Origin of the sequence: Allobosea sp. Tri-44 (genome assembly GCF_004123845.1) — a bacterium.
In the GTDB taxonomy this organism is placed as follows: domain Bacteria; phylum Pseudomonadota; class Alphaproteobacteria; order Rhizobiales; family Beijerinckiaceae; genus Allobosea.
In genome coordinates this window covers 103,656-127,110 of sequence record NZ_NBDP01000064.1, presented here as the reverse complement: position 1 = coordinate 127,110, position 23,455 = coordinate 103,656, and the positions used below count along the sequence as shown (strand labels likewise).

Sequence of the window (23,455 nt, the reverse complement as noted above, 5' to 3'; positions counted from 1 at the left end):
AAAACCGCGATGACGACCTATGTCGCCCTGCTGCACTCGATCGTGCTCGGCCCCGGCAAGCGCCTGGTGATGGCGGATCTGAAGGCCATGGCGGCTGAACTCGGCTTTGGCGATCCGCGCACCTGGGTCGCCACCGGCAATCTGATCTTCGAGGGCGACGATACGCCCCTCCCAGCGATCGAGAGCCGCTTGGAAGCGGCTTTCCGCGCCCGGTTCGGCAAGCATGTCGACATCATCCTGCGCACGGCGCAGGATTGGCGGCGGGTCGCCGCTCAAAATCCCTTTCCGGACGGGAACGGTGCCGATATCGGCATCCGCGTCATGCGAAAGCCGCTCGGCCCGGATGCCCTGTCCATGCTCGGCAGGATCGCCGCGCCCGGCATCTCGCTTGCCCTTGCAGACGGCGATCTCTGGATCGATTTCAGCGCCAAACCGAGCGAGACGAAGCTGCTCTCGCACCTGACGACCAGGAAACTCGGCATCGGCACGCTGCGCAACGCCAATACCGTCAATGCCCTTGCCGCGATGCTGGGCTGATGTCCCAGTCCGCGCATTCGGTACGATAGGAATCTCTGACGGTGCTGGAGCAGCTCGATCTTTCCGCTCTCGGCCTGATGGCCGGTGCCGCCTTCGTCGCCGCGACGCTGCTGCCGGCACAGTCGGAGGTCGTCTTCGTCGGGCTGCTGGCGGCAAAATCAGTCGATCCAACGCTCCTCTTCATCGTCGCCGCGCTCGCCAATACGGCCGGCTCGGTGGTCAACTGGTGGCTCGGCCGTCTGATCGCGACGGGTGGCATCGAGCGCCTGCCGGCGCGGCTGCGGCCCGACCCGGTCCGCTTCGCCAAGGCGCAGGGCTGGTTCGCCCGCTTCGGTTGGCCGTCGCTGCTCTTCGCCTGGTTGCCGATCGGTGGCGATCCGCTGACCTTCGTGGCGGGATCGCTGAACTATCCGCTTCTGCGTTTCGTCCTGCTGGTGTTCGCCGGCAAAGCAGCCCGCTATGCCCTGCTCTGGGCCGGTTGGGTGGCTGCGTCATAAGCATTTGCGCGCCTTCGCCTATCGGGCTACCAGCAAAGCCCATTTTGATGGAGACCAGATCATGAGCATTAAGCGCATTGCCCCCGGCCCCCGCATGTCGAAGGCCGTCGTGCATGGCAACACGGTCTATCTCGCCGGTCAGGTCGCCGGTGCGGCGGCCGGCAAGAGCGTCGGTGAGCAGACCAAGGACATCCTCTCGATCATCGACGGGCTTCTCGCCGAGGCCGGCACCGACAAGTCGAAGCTGCTGATGGTCAACATCTGGCTCTCCGACATGTCGACCTTCGCCGAGATGAACGCAGTCTGGGACGGCTGGGTCTCGGCGGGCAACACGCCTGGCCGCGCCACCGTCGAGGCCAAGCTCGCCGGCCCGCAATACACCGTCGAGATCGCGGTCATCGCCGCGGTCTGACCGCTATTGCGCAGAGGTGGCGGGCTCGAAACGTGAATCCGGAACTCGCCACCATCCTGGCACGGGTCTCGCAGCGCGAGGGCGTCCCCCCCGCGCTGCTGCTGGGCGTCCTCGCCTCGATGGCAGCGCCCGGCAAGACTGATTTCAGCCGCATCGAGCACGATCTCATCCGCAAGGCGGGTGATTACAAGGCCCTGCATGCCCGGCTGCTGAAGCCGTCCGGTGTCGATCCTGAACTTGACCGCCTGCGCGCGGAGGCGGCGCGTCAGCTGGCCGAAGGGCGTCTTGCGGACGTGGATCGCATCCTGGCTCAGGCGGAGCAGCGAAATCTCGACGGCACGGTCGCGCTCGACAAGATGTCGAAGGAGCGGCTTCTGGCGGCTGCGGCTGGCCGCGGCGATCGCGCCGCCGCCGCGATACTTCAGCTCAATCCCAAGGCCTATAGCGAGGCGGCCGAGCGCTTCGCGGAAGCTGCGCTGATCGCGGCGTCGGCCGACGCCGAGAGCGGGCGCGGCTATGCCTGGATGCAGGCCGATGCGCTGGCCCGCAAGGGCGCCGACTTTTCCGACAGGTCCGCTTTCGTCGCGGCGATCGAGCAATTGCGTGGTATTCTCGCCAAGCTCGATAATTTCGATGAGACCGTGCCCTGGGCCGAGACGCAGCTCAGGCTGGCGCGCTCGCTCACCGGCCTCTCGCATTTCGACGATGGTGGCAGGCTGCTGCGGCAGGTGGCCGAGATCTATCGCACCACCCTCGACGATCTGACCCGCGCCAAGGCGCCGCGGCTCTGGGCCACCTTGCAGACCAGGCTCGGCGAGGCTTTGCTGCGCCTTGGCGAGACCGAGGACGATGCGGCACTGCTCGATGAGAGCGTCGCCGCCTTTCGCGCCGGGCTGTCCGGCCTGACGCGTGCGGACATGCCGCGCGAATGGGCGAGGCTGCAATGGGAACTCGGCAAGGCGCATGTCGCGCTCGGCTTGCGTGCCAGCGGGGGCGCCGCCTTCGAAGCCGCCGTGAACTGTTTCAAGCTCGTGCTCGAGGACCGTCCCCGCGAGAGCGTTCCGCTCGACTGGGCCGAGGTGCAGGATCGAATCGGCGCCGCGCTGGTCGGCCTCGCCGCCTATTATCGCGAGCCGGTCGTGCTGGAGGAGGCGATCGCTGCCTTCGACGCGGCGCTGGAGGTCCGGCGCCGCGAGATCGTGCCCTCGCTCTGGGCGCAAAGTGCCGCCAATCGGGCCGAGGCGCGGCTGGAACTCGCCGATCGCACGCGTGATCGCATCGAGGCCGAGAAAGCGACCACGGAACTCGTCATGGCGATCGAGACGCTGCGCGGTCATGGCCTCGCCGCCGAAGCCAAGCGACGCGAACCGAAGCTGATGCGGGCCGCAGCCCTGGTCGAGATCCTCCGGAAGGGTTGATCAGGCCTTAGAGCATTTTCGAGCGAAGTGGGTACCGGTTCGCGTGAAGAAAATGCGATAAAACAAAGAGATAGAGCATTTCAGCGATTCGGAGAAACGCGGAAATGCTCTAGATCCGCAATGCGGCGAGCCGCTCCAGCGCCTTGTCCAGCGTCGCGTCGTGCTTGGCGAAGCAGAAGCGCACGACATTGCGCACCGCGCCCTCGGCATAGAAGGCGCTGACCGGGATCGCCGCGACGCCGTGCTCGCTCACCAGCCGCTGGCAGAAGGCGACGTCGTCGGCTTCACCGAGCGGGCCGATATCGACATTGAGGAAATAGGTGCCGGCGCTCGGCAGTACGCTGAAGCCGAGATCGCTGAGGCCGCCGGCGAAGCGGTCGCGCGAGCGCTGGAAATCGGCGCGCATCCCCTCGAAATAGGCGTCGTCCTTGCCGAGGCCATAGGCGACGGCGGCCTGCAGGTTCGGCGGCGTCGTGAAGGTGATGTATTGATGCGCCTTGGCCAGCACGCGCATCAGCTCGGGCGCCGCCATAACCATGCCGACCTTCCAGCCGGTCAGCGAAAAGATCTTGCCGGCCGAGGAGATCTTGACCGTGCGCTCGCGCATGCCGGGCCGGCTCATCAGCGGGGTATGGCGGTGGCTGTCGAAGACGACGTGCTCCCAGACATCGTCGCAGATCGCGACCGCGTCGTGCCGGACGCAGAACGATGCCAGCAGGTCGAGATCGGCTTCGCTGAAATTGGTCGCCGTCGGGTTGAGCGGGTTGTTGAACAGCACCACCTTGGTCTTCGGCGAGAAGGCCCGCGCCAGGGCGTCTTCGCTGAGCCCGAAGGCGGGCGGCGTCAGCGTCACGAATTTCGGGATGCCGCCGGCGCGGCGCACCAGCGGCAGATAGGCGTCGTACATCGGCTCGAACAGCACGACCTCATCGCCGGGCGAGACGAGTGCCATCAGCGCGCCGGCGATCGCCTCGGTCGCGCCGGAGGTCACCATCACCTCGGCTTCCGGATCGAGTTCGAGGTCCTGCCAATGGCGAAAATGCGTGGCCGTCGCCTGGCGCAATTCGGGCAGGCCCATCATCGGCGGGTACTGGTTCCAGCCGTCGATCACCGCCTCGGCCGCCTTGCGGCGCACATCCTCCGGACCGGGGTCATCGGGAAAGCCCTGGCCGAGATTGACGGCCTGGTGCTCGCGCGCGAGCCGCGACATGGTTTCGAAGATCGTCGTCGGAAGAGCGGAGAAGATCGGATTCATCGCAGCTTGCTTCAGGTCCGGAAGGTGGGAACGCCGCCCATAACACGCGCAACGCCGAGGCGCATCGGTTCAGAAAAGCGGCAGAATCTGCGGAGTGATGAATATTGACATTCGTCAGCAGTCAGTATTGTCTATGGCTCAGCCGGTTCACGCCAGCTTCTGCTGCTTCTTCGCCCCTTTGGAGCAGTGGGACGCTGACGTGGATCGGTGAGCTTTTTCAGGAGGCGGAAGCGCGGTCGATCACGCTGCGTTTGGGCGGAACCGCCCAAACGCAGATAACGTGATCGATTCTAATAGTTTAGAGCATGCTTGGCGCGAAAAACCGGTGCCACTTTTTCGCAGCATGCTCTAGGCAGGACCCATGTGTTCCTCCCGCCCAACCCCTGCGCTGATGCTGCTTGGCACCGGCTCCAATGTCGGCAAGTCGCTGCTCGTCGCCGGCCTGTGTCGGCTCTTCGCCGACCGCGGCCTGAAGGTGCGTCCGTTCAAGCCGCAGAACATGTCGAACAATGCCGCCGCGACCGCGCAAGGCGAGATCGGCCGGGCCCAGGCGCTACAGGCGCGCGCCGCGCGCGTAGCGCCTGACGTCGATATGAATCCGGTGCTGCTCAAGCCCGAAAGCGAACGCGGTAGCCAGATCATCCTGCAGGGCCGCGTCGCCGGCCATCTCGCCTCCGGCGATTTCAGTCGCCGCGGCGATTTTCTGCCCAAGGTACTGGAAAGCTTCGCGCGTTTAAGCGACGGCGCCGACCTGATTCTGGTCGAGGGAGCGGGCTCGCCGGCGGAAACCAATCTGCGCGCCCGCGACATCGCCAATCTCGGCTTCGCCCGTGCGGCAGGCGTTCCCGCCGTGCTGATCGGTGACATCGACCGCGGCGGCGTCATAGCGAGCCTGATCGGCACGCATGCTGTGCTCGATGCAGATGATCGCGCCATGATCCGCGGCTTCGCGATCAATCGCTTTCGCGGCGATGTCGGATTGTTCACGCCGGCGCTCGACACGATCACTAGGGCGACCGGCTGGCCGAGTTTCGGCGTCGTGCCGTGGTTCGCCGATGCCGCTCGCCTGCCGGCCGAGGACGGGCTTGACCTGATGCAGGGTGTGCCGGTGCGCGATGGTGCGCTGAAGATCGTCGTCCCGGTCCTGCCCGGCATCGCCAATTTCGACGACCTCGACCCGCTGAAGCTCGAGCCGGGCGTGGAGCTCGTCTTCGTCGGCCCCGGCACGCCGCTGCCGGGTGACGCCGCCCTGGTGATCCTCCCGGGCTCGAAGACGACGCTGCGCGATCTCGCCCGGCTGCGGGAAGAAGGTTGGGATATCGACATCATCGCTCATCGCCGCCGCGGCGGTCATGTGCTCGGCCTCTGCGGCGGCTATCAGATGCTCGGAACGGTTGTGCGCGATCCGCTCGGCCTGGAAGGGCCGGTCGGTTGGGCTCCCGGGCTCGGCCTGCTCGACATCGAGACCGAGCTGACGCCGGACAAGACCGTGCGGGAGGTCGCGGTCGAGCATCCCGGCAGCGGCAGCATTGGCCGCGCCTACGAAATCCATCTCGGCGCCAGCGACGGGCCGGACCGGCGCTGCGCGCCTTTTCGCGTCGAAGGGCGGCCGGAAGGCGCTTGCAGCGCTGATGGCAGGGTCATCGGGACCTATCTCCATGGCGTGCTGACCTCGGATCCGCTGCGCCGTGCCTGGCTCGAAAACCTCGCAGGAAAACCGCTCGCGGTCGGAGAAGCCTATGAGCCCGCCGTGGAGGCGACGCTCGACCGGCTGGCAGAGCATCTGGAACGCCATCTCGACACCGCCGCACTGCTCGAACTGGCGCGATCGCGATCGCAATTTTGACGAGCGTTCGGCGAAAAATTGTCAGGAGCGGACAAATAAAGCTTTGCCGTTCAATTTGTTGACGACTGACGAAATTCGTCATACTCAACAATGGCGTCCGCAGACGGCCTATGGGAACAAGTCACCAGACCGGGAAGTTGCCCCTGGCATGAGCACAATAGAGCGCGATACACGGCACGAGATCATCGACGTCGCCGAGCGGTTCTTCCGCCAGATCGGCTACCAGAAGACCACTGTCGCCGACATCGCGAAGTCGCTGCGCATGAGCCCGGCGAATGTCTATCGTTTCTTCGACTCCAAGAAGGCGATCAACGAGGCTGTCGCAGAGCGCTCGATGACCGAGCTCGAGGCGACCGTTGCCGCGATCGCGGCCGAAAAGCGCCCCGCCGCCGAGCGTTTGCGCGACATTCTGGCTGCGACCTGTCGCATCAACGCCGCCCGCTATCTCGACAATCACCGCCTGCACGAGATGGTCGCCTGTGCCATGGAGGAGAGTTGGGACGTCATCCGTGGCCATATCGAGCGCTATGACTCGATCCTGCGCGCCGTCGTCACCGATGGCATCGCCAAGGGCGAATTCACCGCTCGCGATCCGGTCACTGCGACCCACTGCGTGCGCATGGCGATGTTGCGCTTCTGTCACCCGCTTCTGCTCGGCCAGTGCGCCGAATTGCCGGGTCCGAGCATCGAAGAGATGATCGACTTCATCCTCGCCGGGCTAGGTGCCAGGCGCCTGGCAGCCTGACCCACCGCCTCCGCCTGCGTTGACAAGGCGGCGAGGGAGCGGGATACCCCGCCGCACATGCTGACCCTCACCAAACAGAGCGCCAAGAAGCTTGCCGTCATCCTCCACGACCTGGCGATGACCGCGCTTGCGATCGTCTTCGTCTTCGCCGTGCGCTTCGAGGGATCGCTGTTCGACGAGCGGATGCGGCAATTGCCGAGGATCCTGCCCTTATTCGTCGCCTATGCCGGGGTGGTCTACTGGTTTTTCCAGCTCTATCGCTCGAAATGGCGCTTCGCCTCGTTGCCGGACCTGTCGAACATCGTCCGGGCGGTCACGGTGCTGACCCTGACCTTGCTGGTCGTCGACTATGTGCTCGTCGCGCCCAACCTCTATGGGTATTTCTTCTTCGGCAAGATCACCATCATCCTCTATTGGCTGGTGCAGATCGCACTGCTCGGCGGCCCGCGCCTGGCCTATCGCTACTTCAAATACTCGCGCTCCAGGAACCAGGCGGCGCGCGAAGCGACGCTGCCGGCCCTGCTCCTTGGCCGTGGTGTCGATATCGAGATGGTGATCCGCGCCATGGAATCGGGCGCGATGGGCAAGATGCGCCCGGCGGGCATCCTGTCGCCGCGGAGTGACGATCTCGGGCAATCCATCCGGGGCATCCCCGTGCTTGGTCTGCTCTCGCAGATGGAGACGGTCGCGGCTGACGCCAGCGAGCGCGGCGAGCCGTTCCGCCGCATCGTCGCGACACCGAGCGCCCTGGCGCCGGAGGCCGAGCCGGACAAATGGCTCGCCCGCACGCGCAAGCTCGCCATCCCGATCTCGCGCCTCGATACGCTCGGCGACGGCATGCGCGGCAACGAGCTGGCGCCGCTCGAGATCGAGGACCTGTTGGTACGCCCTTCGGTCAAGATCGACCGCGAGCGGCTCGAGGGCTTCCTCAAGGGCAAGCGCGTCATCGTCACCGGCGGCGGCGGTTCGATCGGCTCAGAGATCTGCCTGCGCTGCGCGGTCTTCGGTGCGACTGAGCTGCTCGTCGTCGAGAATTCCGAACCGGCGCTGTTCCACGTCACCGAGGCGCTGGCGGTGCAGGACCTGCCGATGCGGGTTACCGGCGCACTCGCCGACGTCCGCGACGAGGCCCGCATCGGCCCGCTGTTCAAGGCGTTCGCACCCGACATCGTCATCCACGCCGCCGCGCTGAAGCACGTGCCCTATCTCGAGGCCGATTGGGACGAAGGCATCAAGACCAACATCTTCGGCTCGGTCGTCGCCATCGAGGCGACGGTCGCCGCCGGCGCCGGCATCTTCGTGATGATCTCGACCGACAAGGCGATCGAGCCGGTCTCGATGCTGGGTGCGACCAAGCGTTTCGCCGAGATGTATGCCCAGGCCCGCGACGCCGAGTTCGCCGCCGGCAATCGCGGCACGCGTCTCGTCGCGGTCCGCTTCGGCAACGTGCTCGGATCAGTCGGCTCGGTGGTGCCGAAGTTCAAGGCGCAGATCGAGCGCGGCGGACCGGTCACCGTGACCAGCCCGGACATGATCCGCTACTTCATGACCATTCGCGAGGCCTGCGACCTCGTCCTGACCTCTGCCTCGCACGCGCCCGAGCACGAGGCGCAGGACGAACGCGCCGCCGTCTATGTGCTGAAGATGGGCCAGCCGCTCAAGATCCTCGACCTCGCCGAACGCATGATCCGCCTCGCCGGTTATGAGCCCGGTGTCGACATCGAGGTCGCGATCACCGGTGTCAGGCCGGGCGAGCGCATGAACGAGATTCTTTTCGCCAAGGATGAGCCAATGGCCGAGACCGGGCTCGACGGCGTCATGGCGGCCAAGCCGATCTTCGCCGGCCGCGCCCGCATGCAGGGCTGGCTCGATGAGCTGGAACGGGCGCTGGCGGCGCAGGACCGGCTCGGCGCCGAGGCCGTGCTCGAAACGGCGATCCCCGATTTCAGCCGGCGCCAGTCGGTCTCGCCGCCAGTCGCGCCAGAGCGGCCTTCGTCTCCGCAGGCGGTCGCCAGCCAGCGCTGAGCAAGGCGCCGGGTGAAGCTGCGAGGCCCTTGGCCAGGCGCTCATAGGCGGCCGAACGCCCGGAGAGCTGCGCCGCCAGCGCGAGCAGGGAAGGCGGAACCGCGATCAGCCCTGGCCCGCGTGCGAGGCCGGCCCGCATCGCGGCGAGCATCTCGGCGACCGATAGAGGCCCCGGATCAGCGACGATGTAGCTGCGCCTTGCCGGGCAGGCTTCGCTCAGCGCGAAGGCGACCGCCTCTGCGAGATTCTCGATCGCCAGCAGCGAGCGCTTTGCCGAAAGTGCGCCGAGCGGTAGTGGCACGGGCAGGCGCGCCAGCTTCAGCAGCGCCGCCATATTGGCCTTCACGCCCGGCCCATAGACCAGTACCGGCCGCAGCGCGACCCAGTCGAGATCGAGCTCGGCCAAACCCTGTTCGGCCGCCAGCTTGGAGCGGCCATAGGCGTCGGTGGGCGAAGGTGCATCGGCCTCGCTCAGCAGATGGTCGCCGACCGGCCCGCTTTGCGCGCGGATCGAAGACAGGAAGACGAAACGCGGGACGCCCGCTGCCCGCGCGGCCCGCGCCAATGCCAGCGTCGCGTCGGTGTTGACGGCCCGGTAGCGCTCTTCGGGGATCGCGCCATCGGCATGGGCTAATCCGGCGCTGTGGACGACGAGATCGACACCGTCGAGCATCGGCTGCCAGTCGACTGGCGCGCCGAGATCGCCGATCGCCGCATGCTCGACATCGGGAATGGCGGAGACCGTACTTCTGCCTGCTGTCCGCAAGCGGTAGCCGCGGGCGATGAGGTCGTGAACCAGATGCTGGCCGACGAAGCCGCGGGACCCGGTGAGCAGGACGCGTTTGCCGCTCAAGGCTGCGCTCGCTTACGTGAAAAGCGGCGGAGCAGGCCGCCGGTCAGCGTCAATGCAGCCAACAGGCAGCCGAACTGGGCCCAGAATGCAGGCAGGGCGATGCTGACCGCCGCGAGCGCGATCAGGCAAAGATTGAGCAAGGCGACCTGAGCGACGATCTCGATCACTCGGAAGCCGTTATCGGTCGCCTGCTGGTAGAAATGCGAGCGGTGCGCCTGCCAGACTTTCTCGCCGCGCGCGAGACGGCGGAAGAGCGTGATGGTCGAATCCATGACGTGATAGAGCGGCAGGATCAGCGCTGCCGTCAGCGCGCCGGTGCCCGCCAAGCGGTAAAGCAGATAGGCGGCCAACAGGCCCAGCGGCAGCGAGCCGACATCGCCGAGGAAGATCCGCGCCACCGGCTTGTTGAACGGCGCGAAGCCGAGGAGCCCGCCGAACAGCGCCGCGGCGAGGAGGCCGGTGGCAGGGTCGACGATACCGCTGTTGCCGGCGAGCGCGATCGCACCGATCAGCGGTACCAGCCCCGCGAGCGTGATCCAGTCGATCCCGTCCATGAAGTTGACGAGATTGACGAACCAGACGCCGGCGATCAAAGCGAGCCCACGCTCCGCCCAGAGCGGCAGCGCTTCGGGCAGGAGGCGGACCTCAGGTGCGGCGTAGAAGACGACGATCCCGACACAGAGAAATTGCAGCGGCAGGCGCAGGGCCGGCGAGAGCGGCCTGATGTCGTCCCAGGCGCCGACGAGGGCGAGCAGGGTGGTTGCCGCCATGACCAGGACGAGGCCTTGCTTTGCGCTCGCTTCCATCGGGATGAGAGCCAGCGCGAGCCCCAGTTCAAGGAAAGCACCGGCCAGAACGGCGATGCCGCCGCCCTGCGGCGTCGGTATGCGGTGGCTGGAGCGGGCGTTCGGCCGTGCCAGCGCATAGCGCATCATCAGGGGCCGCAAGCCCAGGCACAGCGCAAAGGCGAGGCCGGCCGCGAGGGCGATCAGCAGGAGGGGAGCGAAGCGTTCCAAGGCGCGCGGACCATAGCCATACCGGGCCTTGCTGCAAGCGGCACTTGCGTCGGTGAGCACAAAAAGAGAACATGGTAGGCATGGCCATCGCCGATTCCGTCCTCAATCCGCCACCTGCCCGGCCGGAGATTACCCGTGCTGTCTGCCGCGGCGCCTCGCGCCATCTGCGCGCGCGAGGCTATGCCATCGTCAAGGAGATGACCTTCGCCAATGGCAGGCGCGGCGACATCGTCGCGCTCTCGCCATCGGGCGAACTGTTGGTCGTCGAGGTCAAGTCGGGGATCGAAGACTACCGGGTCGACGGCAAATGGCCTGATTATCGCGATTATTGCGACGGCCTCCTCTTCGCAGTCGCGCCCGAATTTCCGCTGGAAATCCTGCCCGAGGATGTCGGTCTGATCATCGCCGACGCCTTCGGCGGCGAGATGCTGCGCGAGCCGCCGCGCCATCCACTGGCGCCGCCACGCCGAAAGATGCTGACCATCGCCTTCGCCAGGCTGGCGGCGGGCCGACTGGCGGCCATAGAGGATCCAGGCCTGGGTTGAGGTGACGGGAAACGGATTACCTCGTCAGACAGCATGACCTAGGGGAAGAGGCGGGCTAACAGTTTCGATCTCCCAACCGTTTTGCGGGTGCCGAAATGGTCAAGCTCTGGCTTCATGTCGCCATCCTGATCCATCTTGCTGCGAGCGCCGCTTCCGCGGAAACGCCAGAGGCGCTCGTGCGTGGCATTTATGCCGGTGGTTTGACGCAGGGCTCGTTTTCGCGACTCCGTTCGCCCGCACAGCGCGCGCAGTACTTCCAGCCGGGTCTCGTCAAATTGTTTGCCGCCGACGATCGGAGCGAGAACCTCTGCATCGACTTCGCCATCACGAGCAGCGGACAGGATTACGACGAGAAGGAAATCACGCGCACGCTGCGGATCGAAACCAAGGCTGGCGATAACCGCGCCGCGGTGGACGTCCGTTTCCGAAATTTCGGCGAGGCCAATCATATCCGCTATGATTTCGTTCGCGCAGGCGACCGCTGGAAGATCGCCGACATCGCCTCGCTGAGCCATCGCTGGCGCTTGTCCAAACTCCGCTGTTGAGCAGCTCAGCTCGCCTGGCGGCGCTCCGGCAGGTTGAGCGCCTTCGGCCCGATGTTCAGGCTGATCTGCAGGCTGTCGGCGATGCGATGGGCGCGGTCGAGGAACAGGAAGGCGGCCGGGCCGGTGCAGAGTTCGGTGACCGTCGCCTCAAACAGGGTGAGCCAGCGCTCGAAATGCAGCATCTCGAGCGGGAGCGGCATATGGACCTGCTGCGGCTTGCCACGATAGCGCCCGCTCATCAGCGTCACCGACGACCAGAAGGCGCACAGCTTGGCAAGATGCGGGCCCCAGTCGTCGCCAAGCTTGGCGACGAAGATCGGGCCGATCAGCGGATCCTGGCGGACGCGGCCGTAGAAGGTCCCGACCAGCTCCGCGATCAACTCTTCCGAAATCCGCTCCGGAAGTGGAGCCCCGCTCATCGCGGGGCGCGCTTGGCGAGGATGCGCTGGAGGGTACGCCGGTGCATGCCGAGCCGGCGTGCCGTCTCGGAGACGTTGCGGCTGCACAGTTCGTAGACGCGCTGGATGTGCTCCCAGCGGACGCGATCGGCCGACATCGGGTTCTCCGGCGGCACCGGGCGTGCATTGGGACCCGCGGCCAGTGCCGAATGGATTTCGTCGGCATCGGCGGGCTTGGCCAGGAAGTCGAAGGCGCCGAGCTTCACCGCACTCACCGCGGTCGCGATGTTGCCGTAGCCGGTCAGGACGACGCCGCGCGCATCCGGGCGCTTTTCCTTGAGGCGGGCGATCACGTCGAGCCCATTGCCGTCGCCGAGGCGCAGGTCGATCACCGCAAAGGCCGGCGCTTCCTCCTCGACGGCCGCGAGCCCGGCTTCGACAGATTCGGCTATGCGCACCGAATAGCCGCGTCCTTCCATGGCGCGGGCGAGGCGATTCAGGAACGGCTTGTCGTCGTCGACGAGCAGGAGGGACATGTCCCTGCCGGCATTGTCGGTGAGTTCGCCTGTCGTCGGCGCCGTGTCCATCGCCATCATCTCCTCCGAGCGACCTGCCCGGCTCACTATCCACTGTACCGATTGCGCGACGCGTTGAAACGCCGCAACGCCTCATTCTGTCGCATATGGGGCCAAAAGCTCCGGGTTTGAAGGTCCGGCCGGGCGATCGTCGCGCTCGAAGACCGCGCGCAGCCAGGTAATCCGGACGCTGGCGCCCGTCGCCGGCAGCGGCAGGTTGGAGAATTCGAGCGTCGCGCCGCTGCGCTCCAGCAGGGTCTTGGCGATGAACAGGCCGAGCCCGAGTCCGCCGCCGGCGCGCGACTCCTTGGCATGCGAGCGCGAGAGATAAGGGTCGCCCGCCCGCATCAGCACCTCGGGCGTGAAGCCCGGCCCGTCATCGGCGATGGTCAGGAGGACGGCGCCTTCCGTCCACTGCGCCGTGATCGTCACCTTCGAGCCGGCGAAGTCGACGGCATTGTCGACGATGTTGCCGAGCCCGTAGATCATGCCGGGATTGCGCCGGCAGATTGGCTCGGGCTTTTCGCCGACGAGCGCGATCTCGAACGGCACGCCGAAGGGGCGTTGCGGCCCGGCCGCTTCCTCGATCAGCAGGCTGAGCGAGAGCTGGTCGAGCGGGCCGGCATCGTCGTCCTGCAGCGAGGCGAGCTTGCCCAAAATGCCGCGGCAGCGCTCGACCTGCTCGCGCAGCAAGGTGATGTCCTCCGCCATCTCGCCCTCGGGCGGGGCGAGCCGGGAGAGCTCGCGAGCGACCAGCGCGATGGTGGCGAGCGGCGTGCCGAGCTCGTGTGCTGCTGCTGCAGCGAGGCCGTCGAGCTGCGAGAGGTGCTGCTCGCGCGCCAGCACCAGCTCGGTCGCGGCCAGCGCTTCCGAGAGGTCGCGCGCTTCCTTGGCGACGCGCCAGGCATAGATGCCGGTGAAGCCGAGCCCGAGCAGCAGCGCGATCCAGTTGCCGAGCTGGTATTGCGGCGGCAGCACCGGCCGTCCCGTTCCGGCCCAGGGCAGGGGCCAGTGCAGGATGGTGAGCAGCGTGGCGAGCCCGGCAGCGAGCAGGCCCAGCGCCAGCGTGTGCCGCGGCGGCAGCGCCGTCGCCGAGATCATCACCGGCGCCAGAAACAGGATCGCGAAGGGATTCTGCAGGCCGCCCGTGAGATAGAGCAGCGCCGCGAGCTGGAGAATGTCGAAGCCGAGCAGCGCCGTTGCTGCGCCCTCGCGCAGCCTGTGGCTGAGCGGAAAGCGGATGCGCAGCGCGATGTTGAGCCAGGCCGAGACTGCGATGACCAGGAAGCACCAGCCGAAGGGCAAGGAAAAGCCGAGGCCGAAATGGACGCCGGCGACGGCGACGCTCTGGCCGGCGATCGCCAGCCAGCGCAAACGTACCAGCGTGTCCAGCCGCAGATGCCGCGGCATGCCTCCGGGTGCGGATGGAATGAGGTCGGAGATCGTCACGGCGCGCAATCTTCGCAAAGTGCCGGGCGAATGGGGAGTAAGAAGCTGTGGCTAATTGGCATCACAAGGAAATCTTAGCCTTTTGAACGATTGAATGAGAACAAATTCTACTTAGGCTGCGTTCTCTTGTTGCGGTGCATCGTGAATGCGGCGCTGCGAAGAGCGAAAGGGCCACCATGTCGTTCGCCTACCACGCCTATGAAGCGGTTCACATGATGGTCAGCCCGGCGCGGGCTATGTCAGACGCCATGCAGCTCGCCTTCAAGAACCCGGCGAATCCGCTGACCTATACCCCGCTTGGCCGTTCTATCGCCGCCTCCTGCGAACTGTTCGAGCGCAGCACGCGCCGTTATGGCAAGCCGGCCTTCGGGCTCGACACCACCACGATGAACGGCGTCAAGGTGGCGGTCGAGGAGCGCATCGTCTGGCAGCGCCCCTTCTGCAACCTGATCTATTTCGACCGGCAGGTCGGCGCGCGCCGCAAGCCGCAGCCCAAGGTGCTGCTGGTCGCGCCGATGTCGGGCCACTACGCGACGCTGCTGCGCGGTACGGTCGAGACCATGCTGCCCGACCATGAGATCTACATCACCGACTGGATCGATGCCCGCCTCGTGCCGCTCGCGGCCGGCAGCTTCAATCTCGATGATTATATCGACTACGTCATCGCCATGCTGCAGAAGCTCGGCCCCGACACTCATGTCATGGCCGTCTGCCAGCCTTCCGTGCCGGTGCTCGCCGCGATCGCGCGCATGGAGGCCGAGGGCGATCCGTCGTCGCCGCGCTCGATGACGCTGATGGGCGGTCCGATCGACACCCGCCGCTCGCCAACCGCGGTCAACCAGCTCGCCATGGAGCGCGGCACCGACTGGTTCCGCCGCAATTGCATCACCCGCGTGCCCTTCCCGCATCTCGGCGCCTTCCGCGAGGTTTATCCCGGCTTCCTGCAGCTCTCGGGCTTCATGGCGATGAACTTCGACAAGCACCTGACCGCCCATTACGACATGTACAAGCATCTCATCGAAGGTGACGGCGATTCGGCCGAGAAGCATCGCGACTTCTATGACGAGTACATGGCGGTGATGGACCTGACCGCCGAGTTCTACCTGCAGACGGTCGACACTGTCTTCGTCAAGCATGCTCTGCCCAAGGGCGAGATGATGCATCGCGGCAATCCGGTCGACCTCAAGGCGATCCGTGGCGTCGCGTTGATGACGGTCGAGGGCGAGAACGACGACATCTCCGGCGTCGGCCAGACCAAGGCGGCCCACGATCTCTGCGTCAACATCCCTGCCGAGATGCGAGTCGAGTATATGCAGAAGGGCGTCGGCCATTACGGCGTCTTCAACGGCTCGCGCTTCCGCTCCGAGATTGCGCCGCGCATTGCGGACTTCATGCTCAGCCTCGACATGAAGGCAGCCAGTGAGCGCCGCAACGAGACGGCAGCGACGGCGCGCAAGGCCCTGAAGGTCGCGAGCTGAGTTAAGCTCGCCCCTCTTCCGCTTCCGCTGCGAATCCCGCACAATCGCCGGGATGCGGTTCTCCCTGTTCAGGCGCAAGCCCGATCCCGACCGGATCGAGGTCGGCCATGCCGGCCTGCTCTATCCGGTCACTGTCAGGCGGCGCTCGACGGCGCGGCGGCTGACGCTGCGCGTCTCGCAGGCGACCGGCGAGATCACCCTGACGTTGCCCGAGCGTGTCGATTTCGCGACGGGGCGCATCTTCGCTGAGAAGCATGGCGGCTGGATCGCGGCCCGCCTCGCCAAGCGACCGCAAGGCGTGCCCTTCGAGCCCGGTGCCGTCGTGCCGCTGCGCGGCGTGCCGCACCGCATCGTGCACTGGACCAAGGTGCGCGGGCTGACCCGCGCCGCGCTCTCCGCCGAGGGCGAGCCGATCATCGCGGTCTGCGGCGAGGCGGGCCATGTCGCGCGCCGGGTCAAGGACTTCCTGCGCCGCGAGGCTCTCGCCGATCTTGAGAAATCGGTGCGCACGCATACCGCCGTGCTCGGGATTCCTGCGCGCAAGATCACGTTGCGGGATACGACGAGCCGCTGGGGCTCATGCTCCTCGAAGGGCCATCTCAGCTTCTCCTGGCGGCTGATTCTCGCTCCGGCGTCGGTGCTCGACTATCTCGCCGCCCATGAGGTCGCGCATCTCAAGGAGATGAACCATTCGCATCGCTTCTGGGCACTGACGAACAGGCTCTGCCCGCGCACTGAGGAGGCGGAGGTTTGGCTCAAGCGCCATGGCGCGAGCCTGCACGGCTATGGCTGATCATCCGCCCTCATTGCGCCTGGCATGACACCGCGTTCTTGGGCGCTGAGGCCCGGGCGAAGACGATGAGGCTCGCCGCTGCAAGCAGCCACACGCCGATCCCGCCATAGAGCATGACCGCCCCGAAGCCGTCGGCGAGTGCCTGGCGTGCCAGCGTTGCCGAGAGGCCGGTCTCGGCCGGGACGGGAGCGCCCGCGGCCAGCTTCTCCGCCAGGCTGCGCAACGCCGCTGCATCGATACCGGTCGCGAGCTTGGTCGCGAGCGAGGCGCGCACGCCTTCGACGAGAATGAAGCCCATCAGCGCGATGTTGACGGCGAGCGAGATCATCCGGGCGCTGAGATCGATGCCCGAGGCCATGCCGGCACGCTCGGCCGGCACAGCGGCGGTCGAGGTGTTGGTGACCGGGGTGTTGGCGAGGCCGATGCCGATGCCGGAGAGCAGGCAGCCCGGCAGCATGGTCAGCCAGCTTGGCGCGGCGACGGATGTACCGAGCTTCATCGCCATGAAGCCGAGCCCGATGGTGAAGAGCCCTGCGGGGATGACGATGCCCGCCCGATAGCGCCGCGCCAGGTGTTCGGCCAATGGCGGCACGGCCAAGGTTGGCAGCGTATAGGCGAGCAGCACCAGCCCGGCGGTGAGGCCGTCATAGCCGAGCCCGGCCTCGAACCAGATCGGCAGATAGATCATGAACGGCCAATAGCTGACGTTCATCGCAGCCGCGCCGATGATCGCCCCGGAGAAGGCGCGGATCTGGAAGACCGAGACGTCGATCATCGGACGGCTGACCGTCCGTTCGACGAGGAGGAAGGCGATGAAGCTCGCCACCGCAATGGCGAGGATGGTCAAGGCCTGCGGGCTGGCAAAGCCGAGATCGGGGCCCTGCGTGATGAAGTAAGCCAGGCAGAACACCGATAGCGACAAGGTTGCGATGCCGCCGATATCGAGGCGCTCCGCTGCGGGGTCACGTGATTCCCGGATCGAAGCCAGCGCCAGGAGCGCCGTCCCCACAGCGACCGGCGCGTGGACGAGGAAGACCCACTGCCAGCCGGAGAGCGCGACGATGGCACTGCCGATGATCGGCCCGAAGCCGAGGCCGATGCCGAAGACGACCCCCCAGACGCTGAAGGCCATCGCCCGTTCGGCCGGCTCGCGGAACTGCTGCGACAGGATGGCGACACTGCAGATGAGACCCGCCCCGCCGCTCAGGCCCTGAAATACGCGGGCGACGATGAGCACCGTTGCGTTGGGCGCCAGGCCGCAGGCCAGCGAAGCGATGGCAAAAGCCAGGATCGCGATCAGGAAGACCCGCTTGCGACCATAGCGATCGGCCAATGTGCCGGCAGCCATCAGCACGCCCGTCACCGCGATGGTGTAGGCGTTCATGATCCACTGCATCTCCTTGAAGTTGGCCGGCAGCGCCTTTTCGAGCGTCGGCAGGATCGCCGGCACGCTGGAGATCTCGAGGCCGAACATCAGCGCCGTCAGGCAGGCGGCAATGAGGGCCGGCATGCCGCGCGAGCGCGGCGCTGGCAGCGTATGAGTGACGTCCATGCTGTCGGGTCTTTCCTGTCGGCGGGCGCACAAGCGGCCTTGCGGCGAGTCGCGGGCAAGCTAGCGGGCGCTCTGCAACAACAGAACCGAATGCATTGCTATTTCAGCAATAATGATTTGATATGCTTGGTACTATGACACTCGATGTCGATGCCGTCAGAGCCTTCGTCGCGATCGCGGAGCAGCGCAGCTTCACCCGTGCCGCCACGGCGCTGGGCAGCCACCAGGCGGCCGTCAGCCTCAGGCTGAAGCGGCTGGAGGAGCGGCTCGGCCACCGCTTGATCGAACGGACGCCGCGGCTCGTGCGCCTGTCTGCACAGGGCGCGATGTTTCTCGAAGAAGCCCGCGCCTTCCTCGCCGCGCATGACCGCGCGTTGTCGGCGCTTAGCAATGCGCGCCGCCGTTTCTGTCTTGGCATCGCCGCGCATGTCTTCGGGCCGGAGGTGCCGACGCTGCTGGCGCGGCTCAACGCGCACGACCCCGGCCTGATGATCGAGGTACAGCTCGGTCATTCCCGATCTCTGATCGAGGCGTTCGACAAGGGCGAGCTCGACGCAGCGATCGTCCGCCGCGACGATGATCGCCGGCCGGCCGAGGTGCTGGCGCCGGAGCTGTTCGGCTGGTTCGCCGCCCCAGGCTTTGAATACCGCCAGGGCGAGCCGCTACGGCTCGCGACGCTCTCGTCGACCTGTGGCGTGCGCGACATTGCCACCAAGGCGCTGGACGCCGCCGGCATCCCCTGGGTCGAGGTCTTCATCGGTGGCGGCTCGATTGCGGTCGATGCGGCCGTCGCCGCGGGCCTCGCCGTCTCCGCCTTCTCCTGTCGGCTCGCGCCTGCGGGCACGGTCGAGGTCAGTCGCCGTTTTGGCCTGCCTGACCTGCCGATGTCGGAGATCGTCATGGTCTCGACTCTCACCGACGCAAGATCGCGCGCCGCCCTGCGCACGCTCGCCGCCGCGTTCCGCGAGCATCGGCCGATCTCATGCTGAGGGCGTGAGCCTCAGTTCCGTGCTGTCGGCACGCCCACGCGGATCACCCGCGAGAAATCCGGGCTGTCGGGCGCAAGGCCACGCGCCTTCTCACCGATCCGGCCGAGCTTGACGAGCTCGTCGAGCGGCAGGTCCTGGCGTATCGCCCGGATATCCTTGAGATAGCCTGCCAGGTAGCCCGAAAGCAGCACGCGCGGGTCCAGGGGCAGCGAGAACTTCCAGCCGGGCGCGACCTGGCCGACGAGGTGATAGACCACGGTGGTGCAGTTGGTCGTCAGCGTATTGTACCAGCGCGGCTTCTGCGCCAGCTCGTTGATATCCTTGGCATAGGCGAGCAGCAGGTCGCGTGCCTGCGAGGGCGAGGCATTGAGCCGGAACAGGCGGGTGTCCTCGCCACGCGCCTGGGTCCTGAGGCCGATCAGGTCGCGCTCGTCGGCTGCGACATAGGCCATCTCATAGCTGCGGAAGAAGCCGGCCAGCGCCGACCATTCCTCGCCTTGCTCGCGCCGGACCTCGATCGACATGGTCAGCGGTTGCCTGTCGGCGAAGGTAAAGCTGACCAGGAGATGCGCGATCGCCTCGCCCGACCAGTAGGATAGGAAGAGATCGGCGCCCTGGATCCGTGAGAGGTCGTAGCTGCGGGTTTCCCAGCGCTGGTCGTAGTCGCTCTCGGTGCGCCAGATGAAATGGCGCAGATTGGTCACCGTGAGGCGCCCGTCAGCCACGCTCATCTGCGGCAGGCGCGCCAGTTCGGGAATCCAGTTCCGCTCATGCGAGGGCTTCAGGCTGCCCCACCAGCCGAGCAGGCTGACGAAGAGCACGGCGAAGGCGAACGGCAGGCGCGGCGCGCCGGTCCAGAGCCCGATGGCGCCGGCGAGACCGGCAAGGCCGAAGCCGATTGCAGCGGCGCTGCCGATCGCGCCCGGCAGCCGGAACACGAGCAGCCCGACGCCCCAGCTGGCGGCGCCGAGAACGACGAGGGTCAGGAGAAGCTGGAGCAAAACGAGAAGGAGGCGGCGCATCGCCGCCTCCCATAGCACGCTTCCGTGCCGATTGCGCTCAAGCTGCGAGCGAGCTCGTCGGCGCGGCGGCCTTCACTGCATCGTCGACATGAGGCTCGAACTTCGCGAAGTTCTCGGCGAACATGCCGATCAGCTTCTTCGCGGTTTCGGCGAAGGCGGCTTTGTCAGCCCAAGTCTTGACCGGATAGAGGATGTGCGGCTCGACGCCGGGCACCGAAGTGGGAACGGCGAAACCGAAATAAGGATCCCGGCGGAAATCGGCGCGGTTCAGTGAGCCATCGAGCGCCGCGGTCAGGAGGCGGCGCGTCACGCGGATCGGCATGCGACGGCCGGTGCCGTAGCCGCCGCCGGTCCAGCCGGTATTCACCAGCCAGCAGTCGACATGATGCTTGGCGATGAAGTCGCGCAGCAGGTTGGCGTATTCCGACGGGTGGCGCGGCAGGAAGGGCGAGCCGAAGCAGGTCGAGAACTCCGGTTGGACGCCGACCAGCCCGCGCTCGGTGCCGGCGACCTTGGCGGTGTAGCCGGAGAGGAAGTGGTACATCGCCTCGGCCGGGGTCAGCTTGGCGATCGGCGGCATCACGCCGAAAGCGTCGGCGGTCAGCATCACGATGTTCTTAGGCGTGCCGGCGCGGCCCGAGCGCGAAGCGTTCGGGATGGCGTCGAGCGGATAGGCCGAGCGGGTGTTCTCGGTCTTGCTCTCGTCGTCGAAATCGACCTCGCGCGAGATCGGATCCATGACGATGTTCTCGAGCACGGTGCCGAAGCGCTGCGACGCCGCGAAGATCTGCGGCTCGGCCTCGGCCGAGAGGCGGATGGTCTTGGCGTAGCAGCCGCCCTCGAAGTTGAAGATACCGTCCTTCGACCAGCCATGCTCGTCATCGCCGATCAAAGTGCGGTCGGGATCGGCCGAGAGGGTGGTCTTGCCGGTGCCCGACAGGCCGAAGAAGATCGCGGGGTCGTTCTTGGAGCCGACATTGGCCGAGCAGTGCATCGGCACCACGCCCTTGGCCGGCAGCGTGTAGTTCAAATAGGTGAAGACCGATTTCTTCATCTCGCCGGCATAGGCGGAGCCGCCGATCAGCACGATCTTGCGGGAGAAGTCGATCGCGATGACGGTCTCGCTGCGGCAGCCATGGCGGTTCGGATCGGCCTTGAAGCTCGGCAGGTCGACGATCGTCAGCTCCGGCACGTAACCTCCGATCTCGCTCGCCTCGGGCCGGATCAGCAGGTTGCGGATGAAGAGCGAGTGCCAGGCGAGTTCGGTGAAGACCCGTGCCTTGACCCGGTGGACCGGGTCGGCGCCGCCATAGAGGTCCTGCGCAAACAGCTCCTTGCCTTCGGCGTGCTTGATGAAGTCGCCGAGCAGGGTCTCGAACTGCTCCGATGAGATCGCGCCGTTATTCTCCCACCAGACGCTCTTCTCGGTCAGCGCGTCCTTGACGACGAACTTGTCCTTGGGCGAGCGGCCGGTATGGGTGCCGGTATCGGCGCAGAGCGCGCCGCCGCGGGCGAGCTGGGATTCGCCACGCCGCAGCGATTCCTCATAGAGGCGCGCCGCCTCGAAATTCCAGTAGACCGCCTTGAGCCCGCGGAAGCCGAATTTGTCGGCACCGCTGTTCGGGTTGACGTGACCGATGGTCTCCACTGGCAATTCCTCCTGCCGAGAAGCCGCCGCCTGACGATGCCGGCGCCGTGATTGGTAGCGGGGTGAACCCCCACTATGGGCCCGATGGGCCGGTGAAGTGGAGGGCTCTTTAGGCGGATGACGACGCCGGCTCAAGTCATGACGTCAGCCCGCCAATGACGATCGCAAATCTAAATCGTTTAAAATTCAATTGTGGTGAATGACGGTGCTCACGCGGCGCTGCGCGCCTTTCCGGCAAGCGCGACCAGGGTGTTGCGAAGCCCGTCCGGTGTCGTCACCGGTTCGTCAAAGGCAAGGCGCAGGGCCTTGTCGCCGAACATCAGGTCGGCACCGTCCGGATCGAGCCCGGAAAGGCGCCAGGCTCCATCCTCGCCGCCGAGGAGGTTCGTCGCATAGAGCTGAATGGCGTCGGCATGGTCCTCGTTCATATGCTCGACCGCGCCTTCCTCGGCTTCGATCAGAGCCCCAGCCTGCGAGCAATCACTGAGCACGTCGGTAGCTTCGAGCTCATAGGCCCGGCCGAAGCCGCCATTGAGGCTGGCGCGCTGGAGTTTGAGCGCGAAGAAGGAGAAGTCGGGGAAATCGACATAGAGCGAGGCTTTTGGCTGGCGCGCCAGGAAGCGGCGGCGCACACGCTGGCCGAAATCCGTGTCGCGCTCGACCTTTTCGGCTGTCGCCAGCAACGTGATCCGTGCGTGGGCGAGCGGGTCGCCCTTGCCGCCGGGCGCGATCAGCAGCGAGCAGCGCGGATCGGCGATGAGGTTGCCCGTGTGCCCCGACAGCGAAGAGACGAGGATCAGCGGCGTTCCGTCGATATCGGTCGCCAGGCTGGTCAGACTGGCGAAGGGGTGTCCGTCCGGCGTCAGCGTCGCAAGGGAAGCCGAGCGTGCGCTGCGCAGCAGTCCTCGTGCGAGTCCGCGCGCACTGGCATCGGTCGGCCTGATCGGATCGGTCGCCATGGCACTTTTCGCTGTCTTAAGTGTTTTCGAAGGCAAGACGTAGCGAAACCGCCTTGGCTTGGCTAGATTGCAGCCATGCTTTGGCCGCTCTCGCGAGAGAGTGACCCCTTTGATTGCAACGCCAGAACACAAAGAGCTGGAAAAGCTTATGCCAACCATTGCGCTGGTCGACGACGACCGCAACATCCTGACCTCGGTTTCGATAGCATTGGAAGCCGAGGGCTATCGCATCCAGACCTATACGGATGGTGCCTCGGCCCTCGACGGGCTAAAGCAGAATCCACCCGACCTTGCCATCTTCGACATCAAGATGCCGCGCATGGACGGGATGGAGCTGCTGCGCCGGCTGCGCCAGAAATCCGACCTGCCGGTGATCTTCCTGACCTCCAAGGACGAGGAGATCGACGAGCTCTTCGGCCTGAAGATGGGTGCCGACGATTTCATCCGGAAGCCGTTCTCGCAGCGCCTGCTGGTCGAGCGCGTCAAGGCGATCCTGCGCCGCGCCGGTGGCAAGGACGCGAGCGCGCCTGCCCGCACCGAGGACGCCAAGGCGCTGGAGCGCGGCCTGCTGCGTATGGACCCCGAGCGGCACACCTGCACCTGGAAGGGCGAGCCGGTGACGCTCACCGTCACCGAGTTCCTGATCCTGCAGTCGCTGGCGCAGCGGCCGGGCGTGGTCAAGAGCCGCAATGCGCTGATGGACGCGGCTTATGATGACGAGGTCTATGTCGACGATCGCACCATCGACAGCCACATCAAGCGCCTGCGCAAGAAGTTCAACCAGGTCGATGTCGAGTTCGACATGATCGAGACGCTGTACGGCGTCGGTTATCGCTTCAAGGAAGGCTGAGAAGCGTCCCGGCGCGGCCCAAGACCGCGTTTTCGCGGGCGCCGGGAC

General features: G+C 66.2%; 23 protein-coding genes. 13 read left to right on the top strand and 10 right to left on the bottom strand.

Features of this window, described 5'->3' with window-relative positions:
* The first annotated feature begins 9 nt into the window (after positions 1-9).
* The 4 genes from B6S44_RS28345 (at position 10) to B6S44_RS28330 (ending at position 2,864) form a co-directional block, all read left to right on the top strand.
* A complete protein-coding gene (locus tag B6S44_RS28345; protein ID WP_129160339.1) occupies positions 10-537 on the top strand; it encodes a DUF1697 domain-containing protein in 528 nt (175 codons plus the stop codon).
* Between the two features lie 41 nt (positions 538-578).
* Positions 579-1,034, top strand: a complete 456-nt coding sequence (locus tag B6S44_RS28340) for a YqaA family protein (protein ID WP_248309810.1) — start codon at positions 579-581, stop codon at positions 1,032-1,034.
* 61 nt (positions 1,035-1,095) lie between these two features.
* Positions 1,096-1,446, top strand: coding sequence for a RidA family protein (locus tag B6S44_RS28335; protein ID WP_129160337.1), 351 nt, complete (start codon positions 1,096-1,098; stop codon positions 1,444-1,446).
* Positions 1,447-1,478: 32 nt separating this feature from the next.
* Complete coding sequence (locus tag B6S44_RS28330) at positions 1,479-2,864, top strand: hypothetical protein (protein ID WP_129160336.1); 1,386 nt, start codon at positions 1,479-1,481, stop codon at positions 2,862-2,864.
* Between the two features lie 109 nt (positions 2,865-2,973).
* On the opposite strand, the gene B6S44_RS28325 is transcribed toward B6S44_RS28330, so the two are convergent.
* Positions 2,974-4,119 carry an aminotransferase gene (locus tag B6S44_RS28325; RefSeq protein ID WP_129160333.1) on the bottom strand — a complete coding sequence of 382 codons (1,146 nt, stop codon included), beginning with the start codon at positions 4,117-4,119 and terminating at the stop codon, positions 2,974-2,976.
* Between the two features lie 361 nt (positions 4,120-4,480).
* On the opposite strand from B6S44_RS28325, the gene B6S44_RS28320 reads away from it, so the two are divergent.
* The 3 genes from B6S44_RS28320 to B6S44_RS28310 all read left to right on the top strand — a co-directional run bounded on the left by B6S44_RS28320 (position 4,481) and on the right by B6S44_RS28310 (position 8,735).
* Positions 4,481-5,965 carry a cobyric acid synthase gene (locus tag B6S44_RS28320; protein ID WP_129160331.1) on the top strand — a complete coding sequence of 495 codons (1,485 nt, stop codon included), beginning with the start codon at positions 4,481-4,483 and terminating at the stop codon, positions 5,963-5,965.
* 148 nt (positions 5,966-6,113) lie between these two features.
* The gene (locus B6S44_RS28315) at positions 6,114-6,710 is read left to right on the top strand and encodes a TetR/AcrR family transcriptional regulator (protein WP_129160329.1); all 597 of its coding nucleotides are present in this window, start codon (positions 6,114-6,116) and stop codon (positions 6,708-6,710) included.
* A gap of 57 nt (positions 6,711-6,767) precedes the next feature.
* Complete coding sequence (locus B6S44_RS28310; protein ID WP_129160327.1) at positions 6,768-8,735, top strand: SDR family NAD(P)-dependent oxidoreductase; 1,968 nt, start codon at positions 6,768-6,770, stop codon at positions 8,733-8,735.
* On the opposite strand, the gene B6S44_RS28305 is transcribed toward B6S44_RS28310, so the two are convergent.
* The gene (locus B6S44_RS28305) at positions 8,656-9,588 is read right to left on the bottom strand and encodes an NAD-dependent epimerase/dehydratase family protein (RefSeq protein WP_129160325.1); all 933 of its coding nucleotides are present in this window, start codon (positions 9,586-9,588) and stop codon (positions 8,656-8,658) included. The two genes, B6S44_RS28310 and B6S44_RS28305, sit on opposite strands and share 80 nt — an antisense overlap.
* Entirely contained in the window at positions 9,585-10,604 is a 1,020-nt protein-coding gene (locus B6S44_RS28300) for an MraY family glycosyltransferase (RefSeq protein WP_248309809.1), read from the bottom strand. Before B6S44_RS28300 ends, B6S44_RS28305 begins: the two co-directional genes overlap by 4 nt.
* An 80-nt stretch (positions 10,605-10,684) precedes the next feature.
* Between B6S44_RS28300 and B6S44_RS28295 the strand changes: the two genes are divergently transcribed.
* Both B6S44_RS28295 and B6S44_RS28290 read left to right on the top strand, forming a co-directional pair.
* Positions 10,685-11,149 carry an MmcB family DNA repair protein gene (locus B6S44_RS28295; protein ID WP_129160323.1) on the top strand — a complete coding sequence of 155 codons (465 nt, stop codon included), beginning with the start codon at positions 10,685-10,687 and terminating at the stop codon, positions 11,147-11,149.
* 95 nt (positions 11,150-11,244) lie between these two features.
* A complete protein-coding gene (locus B6S44_RS28290; RefSeq protein ID WP_129160321.1) occupies positions 11,245-11,694 on the top strand; it encodes a YqhG/Tai3 family protein in 450 nt (149 codons plus the stop codon).
* 5 nt (positions 11,695-11,699) lie between these two features.
* Here B6S44_RS28290 and B6S44_RS28285 read toward each other — a convergent pair whose 3' ends face one another.
* The 3 genes from B6S44_RS28285 to B6S44_RS28275 form a co-directional block, all read right to left on the bottom strand.
* Positions 11,700-12,113, bottom strand: a complete 414-nt coding sequence (locus tag B6S44_RS28285) for a group III truncated hemoglobin (RefSeq protein WP_129160319.1) — start codon at positions 12,111-12,113, stop codon at positions 11,700-11,702.
* Positions 12,110-12,685 carry an ActR/PrrA/RegA family redox response regulator transcription factor gene (locus tag B6S44_RS28280; protein WP_129160317.1) on the bottom strand — a complete coding sequence of 192 codons (576 nt, stop codon included), beginning with the start codon at positions 12,683-12,685 and terminating at the stop codon, positions 12,110-12,112. Before B6S44_RS28280 ends, B6S44_RS28285 begins: the two co-directional genes overlap by 4 nt.
* A 75-nt stretch (positions 12,686-12,760) precedes the next feature.
* On the bottom strand, positions 12,761-14,077 hold the full coding sequence (locus B6S44_RS28275) for an ActS/PrrB/RegB family redox-sensitive histidine kinase (protein WP_129160315.1): 1,317 nt from the start codon (positions 14,075-14,077) through the stop codon (positions 12,761-12,763).
* Between the two features lie 215 nt (positions 14,078-14,292).
* Between B6S44_RS28275 and B6S44_RS28270 the strand changes: the two genes are divergently transcribed.
* Both B6S44_RS28270 and B6S44_RS28265 read left to right on the top strand, forming a co-directional pair.
* Entirely contained in the window at positions 14,293-15,594 is a 1,302-nt protein-coding gene (locus B6S44_RS28270) for a polyhydroxyalkanoate depolymerase (protein ID WP_129160313.1), read from the top strand.
* A 52-nt stretch (positions 15,595-15,646) separates the two neighbouring features.
* Positions 15,647-16,387, top strand: a complete 741-nt coding sequence (locus B6S44_RS28265; RefSeq protein WP_129160311.1) for a M48 family metallopeptidase — start codon at positions 15,647-15,649, stop codon at positions 16,385-16,387.
* 10 nt (positions 16,388-16,397) lie between these two features.
* Here B6S44_RS28265 and B6S44_RS28260 read toward each other — a convergent pair whose 3' ends face one another.
* On the bottom strand, positions 16,398-17,939 hold the full coding sequence (locus tag B6S44_RS28260; protein WP_129160309.1) for an MFS transporter: 1,542 nt from the start codon (positions 17,937-17,939) through the stop codon (positions 16,398-16,400).
* Between the two features lie 122 nt (positions 17,940-18,061).
* Here B6S44_RS28260 and B6S44_RS28255 point away from each other — a divergent pair, with 122 nt between their 5' ends.
* Complete coding sequence (locus tag B6S44_RS28255) at positions 18,062-18,928, top strand: LysR family transcriptional regulator (protein WP_465246146.1); 867 nt, start codon at positions 18,062-18,064, stop codon at positions 18,926-18,928.
* An 11-nt stretch (positions 18,929-18,939) separates the two neighbouring features.
* Here the strand turns inward: B6S44_RS28255 and B6S44_RS28250 are convergent, their stop codons facing one another.
* The 3 genes from B6S44_RS28250 to B6S44_RS28240 form a co-directional block, all read right to left on the bottom strand.
* On the bottom strand, positions 18,940-19,950 hold the full coding sequence (locus B6S44_RS28250; protein ID WP_129160305.1) for an Lnb N-terminal periplasmic domain-containing protein: 1,011 nt from the start codon (positions 19,948-19,950) through the stop codon (positions 18,940-18,942).
* 37 nt (positions 19,951-19,987) lie between these two features.
* Positions 19,988-21,598, bottom strand: a complete 1,611-nt coding sequence (locus tag B6S44_RS28245) for a phosphoenolpyruvate carboxykinase (RefSeq protein WP_129160303.1) — start codon at positions 21,596-21,598, stop codon at positions 19,988-19,990.
* A gap of 209 nt (positions 21,599-21,807) precedes the next feature.
* On the bottom strand, positions 21,808-22,557 hold the full coding sequence (locus B6S44_RS28240; RefSeq protein WP_129160301.1) for a HugZ family pyridoxamine 5'-phosphate oxidase: 750 nt from the start codon (positions 22,555-22,557) through the stop codon (positions 21,808-21,810).
* A gap of 148 nt (positions 22,558-22,705) precedes the next feature.
* On the opposite strand from B6S44_RS28240, the gene B6S44_RS28235 reads away from it, so the two are divergent.
* Positions 22,706-23,407 carry a response regulator transcription factor gene (locus tag B6S44_RS28235; RefSeq protein WP_129160299.1) on the top strand — a complete coding sequence of 234 codons (702 nt, stop codon included), beginning with the start codon at positions 22,706-22,708 and terminating at the stop codon, positions 23,405-23,407.
* Positions 23,408-23,455 lie beyond the last annotated feature (48 nt).

Excerpts from the sequence above, each read along its gene's own strand:
- B6S44_RS28345 (WP_129160339.1), top strand. The coding sequence starts at position 10 with ATGACGACCTATGTCGCCCTGCTGCACTCGATCGTGCTCGGCCCCGGC.
- B6S44_RS28295 (WP_129160323.1), top strand. The coding sequence starts at position 10,685 with ATGGCCATCGCCGATTCCGTCCTCAATCCGCCACCTGCCCGGCCGGAG.
- B6S44_RS28280 (WP_129160317.1), bottom strand. The coding sequence starts at position 12,685 with ATGGCGATGGACACGGCGCCGACGACAGGCGAACTCACCGACAATGCC.
- B6S44_RS28325 (WP_129160333.1), bottom strand. The coding sequence starts at position 4,119 with ATGAATCCGATCTTCTCCGCTCTTCCGACGACGATCTTCGAAACCATG.
- B6S44_RS28260 (WP_129160309.1), bottom strand. The coding sequence starts at position 17,939 with ATGGACGTCACTCATACGCTGCCAGCGCCGCGCTCGCGCGGCATGCCG.
- B6S44_RS28270 (WP_129160313.1), top strand. The coding sequence starts at position 14,293 with ATGTCGTTCGCCTACCACGCCTATGAAGCGGTTCACATGATGGTCAGC.
- B6S44_RS28320 (WP_129160331.1), top strand. The coding sequence starts at position 4,481 with ATGTGTTCCTCCCGCCCAACCCCTGCGCTGATGCTGCTTGGCACCGGC.
- B6S44_RS28290 (WP_129160321.1), top strand. The coding sequence starts at position 11,245 with ATGGTCAAGCTCTGGCTTCATGTCGCCATCCTGATCCATCTTGCTGCG.
- B6S44_RS28250 (WP_129160305.1), bottom strand. The coding sequence starts at position 19,950 with ATGCGCCGCCTCCTTCTCGTTTTGCTCCAGCTTCTCCTGACCCTCGTC.
- B6S44_RS28315 (WP_129160329.1), top strand. The coding sequence starts at position 6,114 with ATGAGCACAATAGAGCGCGATACACGGCACGAGATCATCGACGTCGCC.
- B6S44_RS28240 (WP_129160301.1), bottom strand. The coding sequence starts at position 22,557 with ATGGCGACCGATCCGATCAGGCCGACCGATGCCAGTGCGCGCGGACTC.
- B6S44_RS28235 (WP_129160299.1), top strand. The coding sequence starts at position 22,706 with ATGCCAACCATTGCGCTGGTCGACGACGACCGCAACATCCTGACCTCG.
- B6S44_RS28255 (WP_465246146.1), top strand. The coding sequence starts at position 18,062 with ATGCTTGGTACTATGACACTCGATGTCGATGCCGTCAGAGCCTTCGTC.
- B6S44_RS28275 (WP_129160315.1), bottom strand. The coding sequence starts at position 14,077 with ATGCCGCGGCATCTGCGGCTGGACACGCTGGTACGTTTGCGCTGGCTG.
- B6S44_RS28310 (WP_129160327.1), top strand. The coding sequence starts at position 6,768 with ATGCTGACCCTCACCAAACAGAGCGCCAAGAAGCTTGCCGTCATCCTC.
- B6S44_RS28285 (WP_129160319.1), bottom strand. The coding sequence starts at position 12,113 with ATGAGCGGGGCTCCACTTCCGGAGCGGATTTCGGAAGAGTTGATCGCG.
- B6S44_RS28265 (WP_129160311.1), top strand. The coding sequence starts at position 15,647 with ATGCGGTTCTCCCTGTTCAGGCGCAAGCCCGATCCCGACCGGATCGAG.
- B6S44_RS28335 (WP_129160337.1), top strand. The coding sequence starts at position 1,096 with ATGAGCATTAAGCGCATTGCCCCCGGCCCCCGCATGTCGAAGGCCGTC.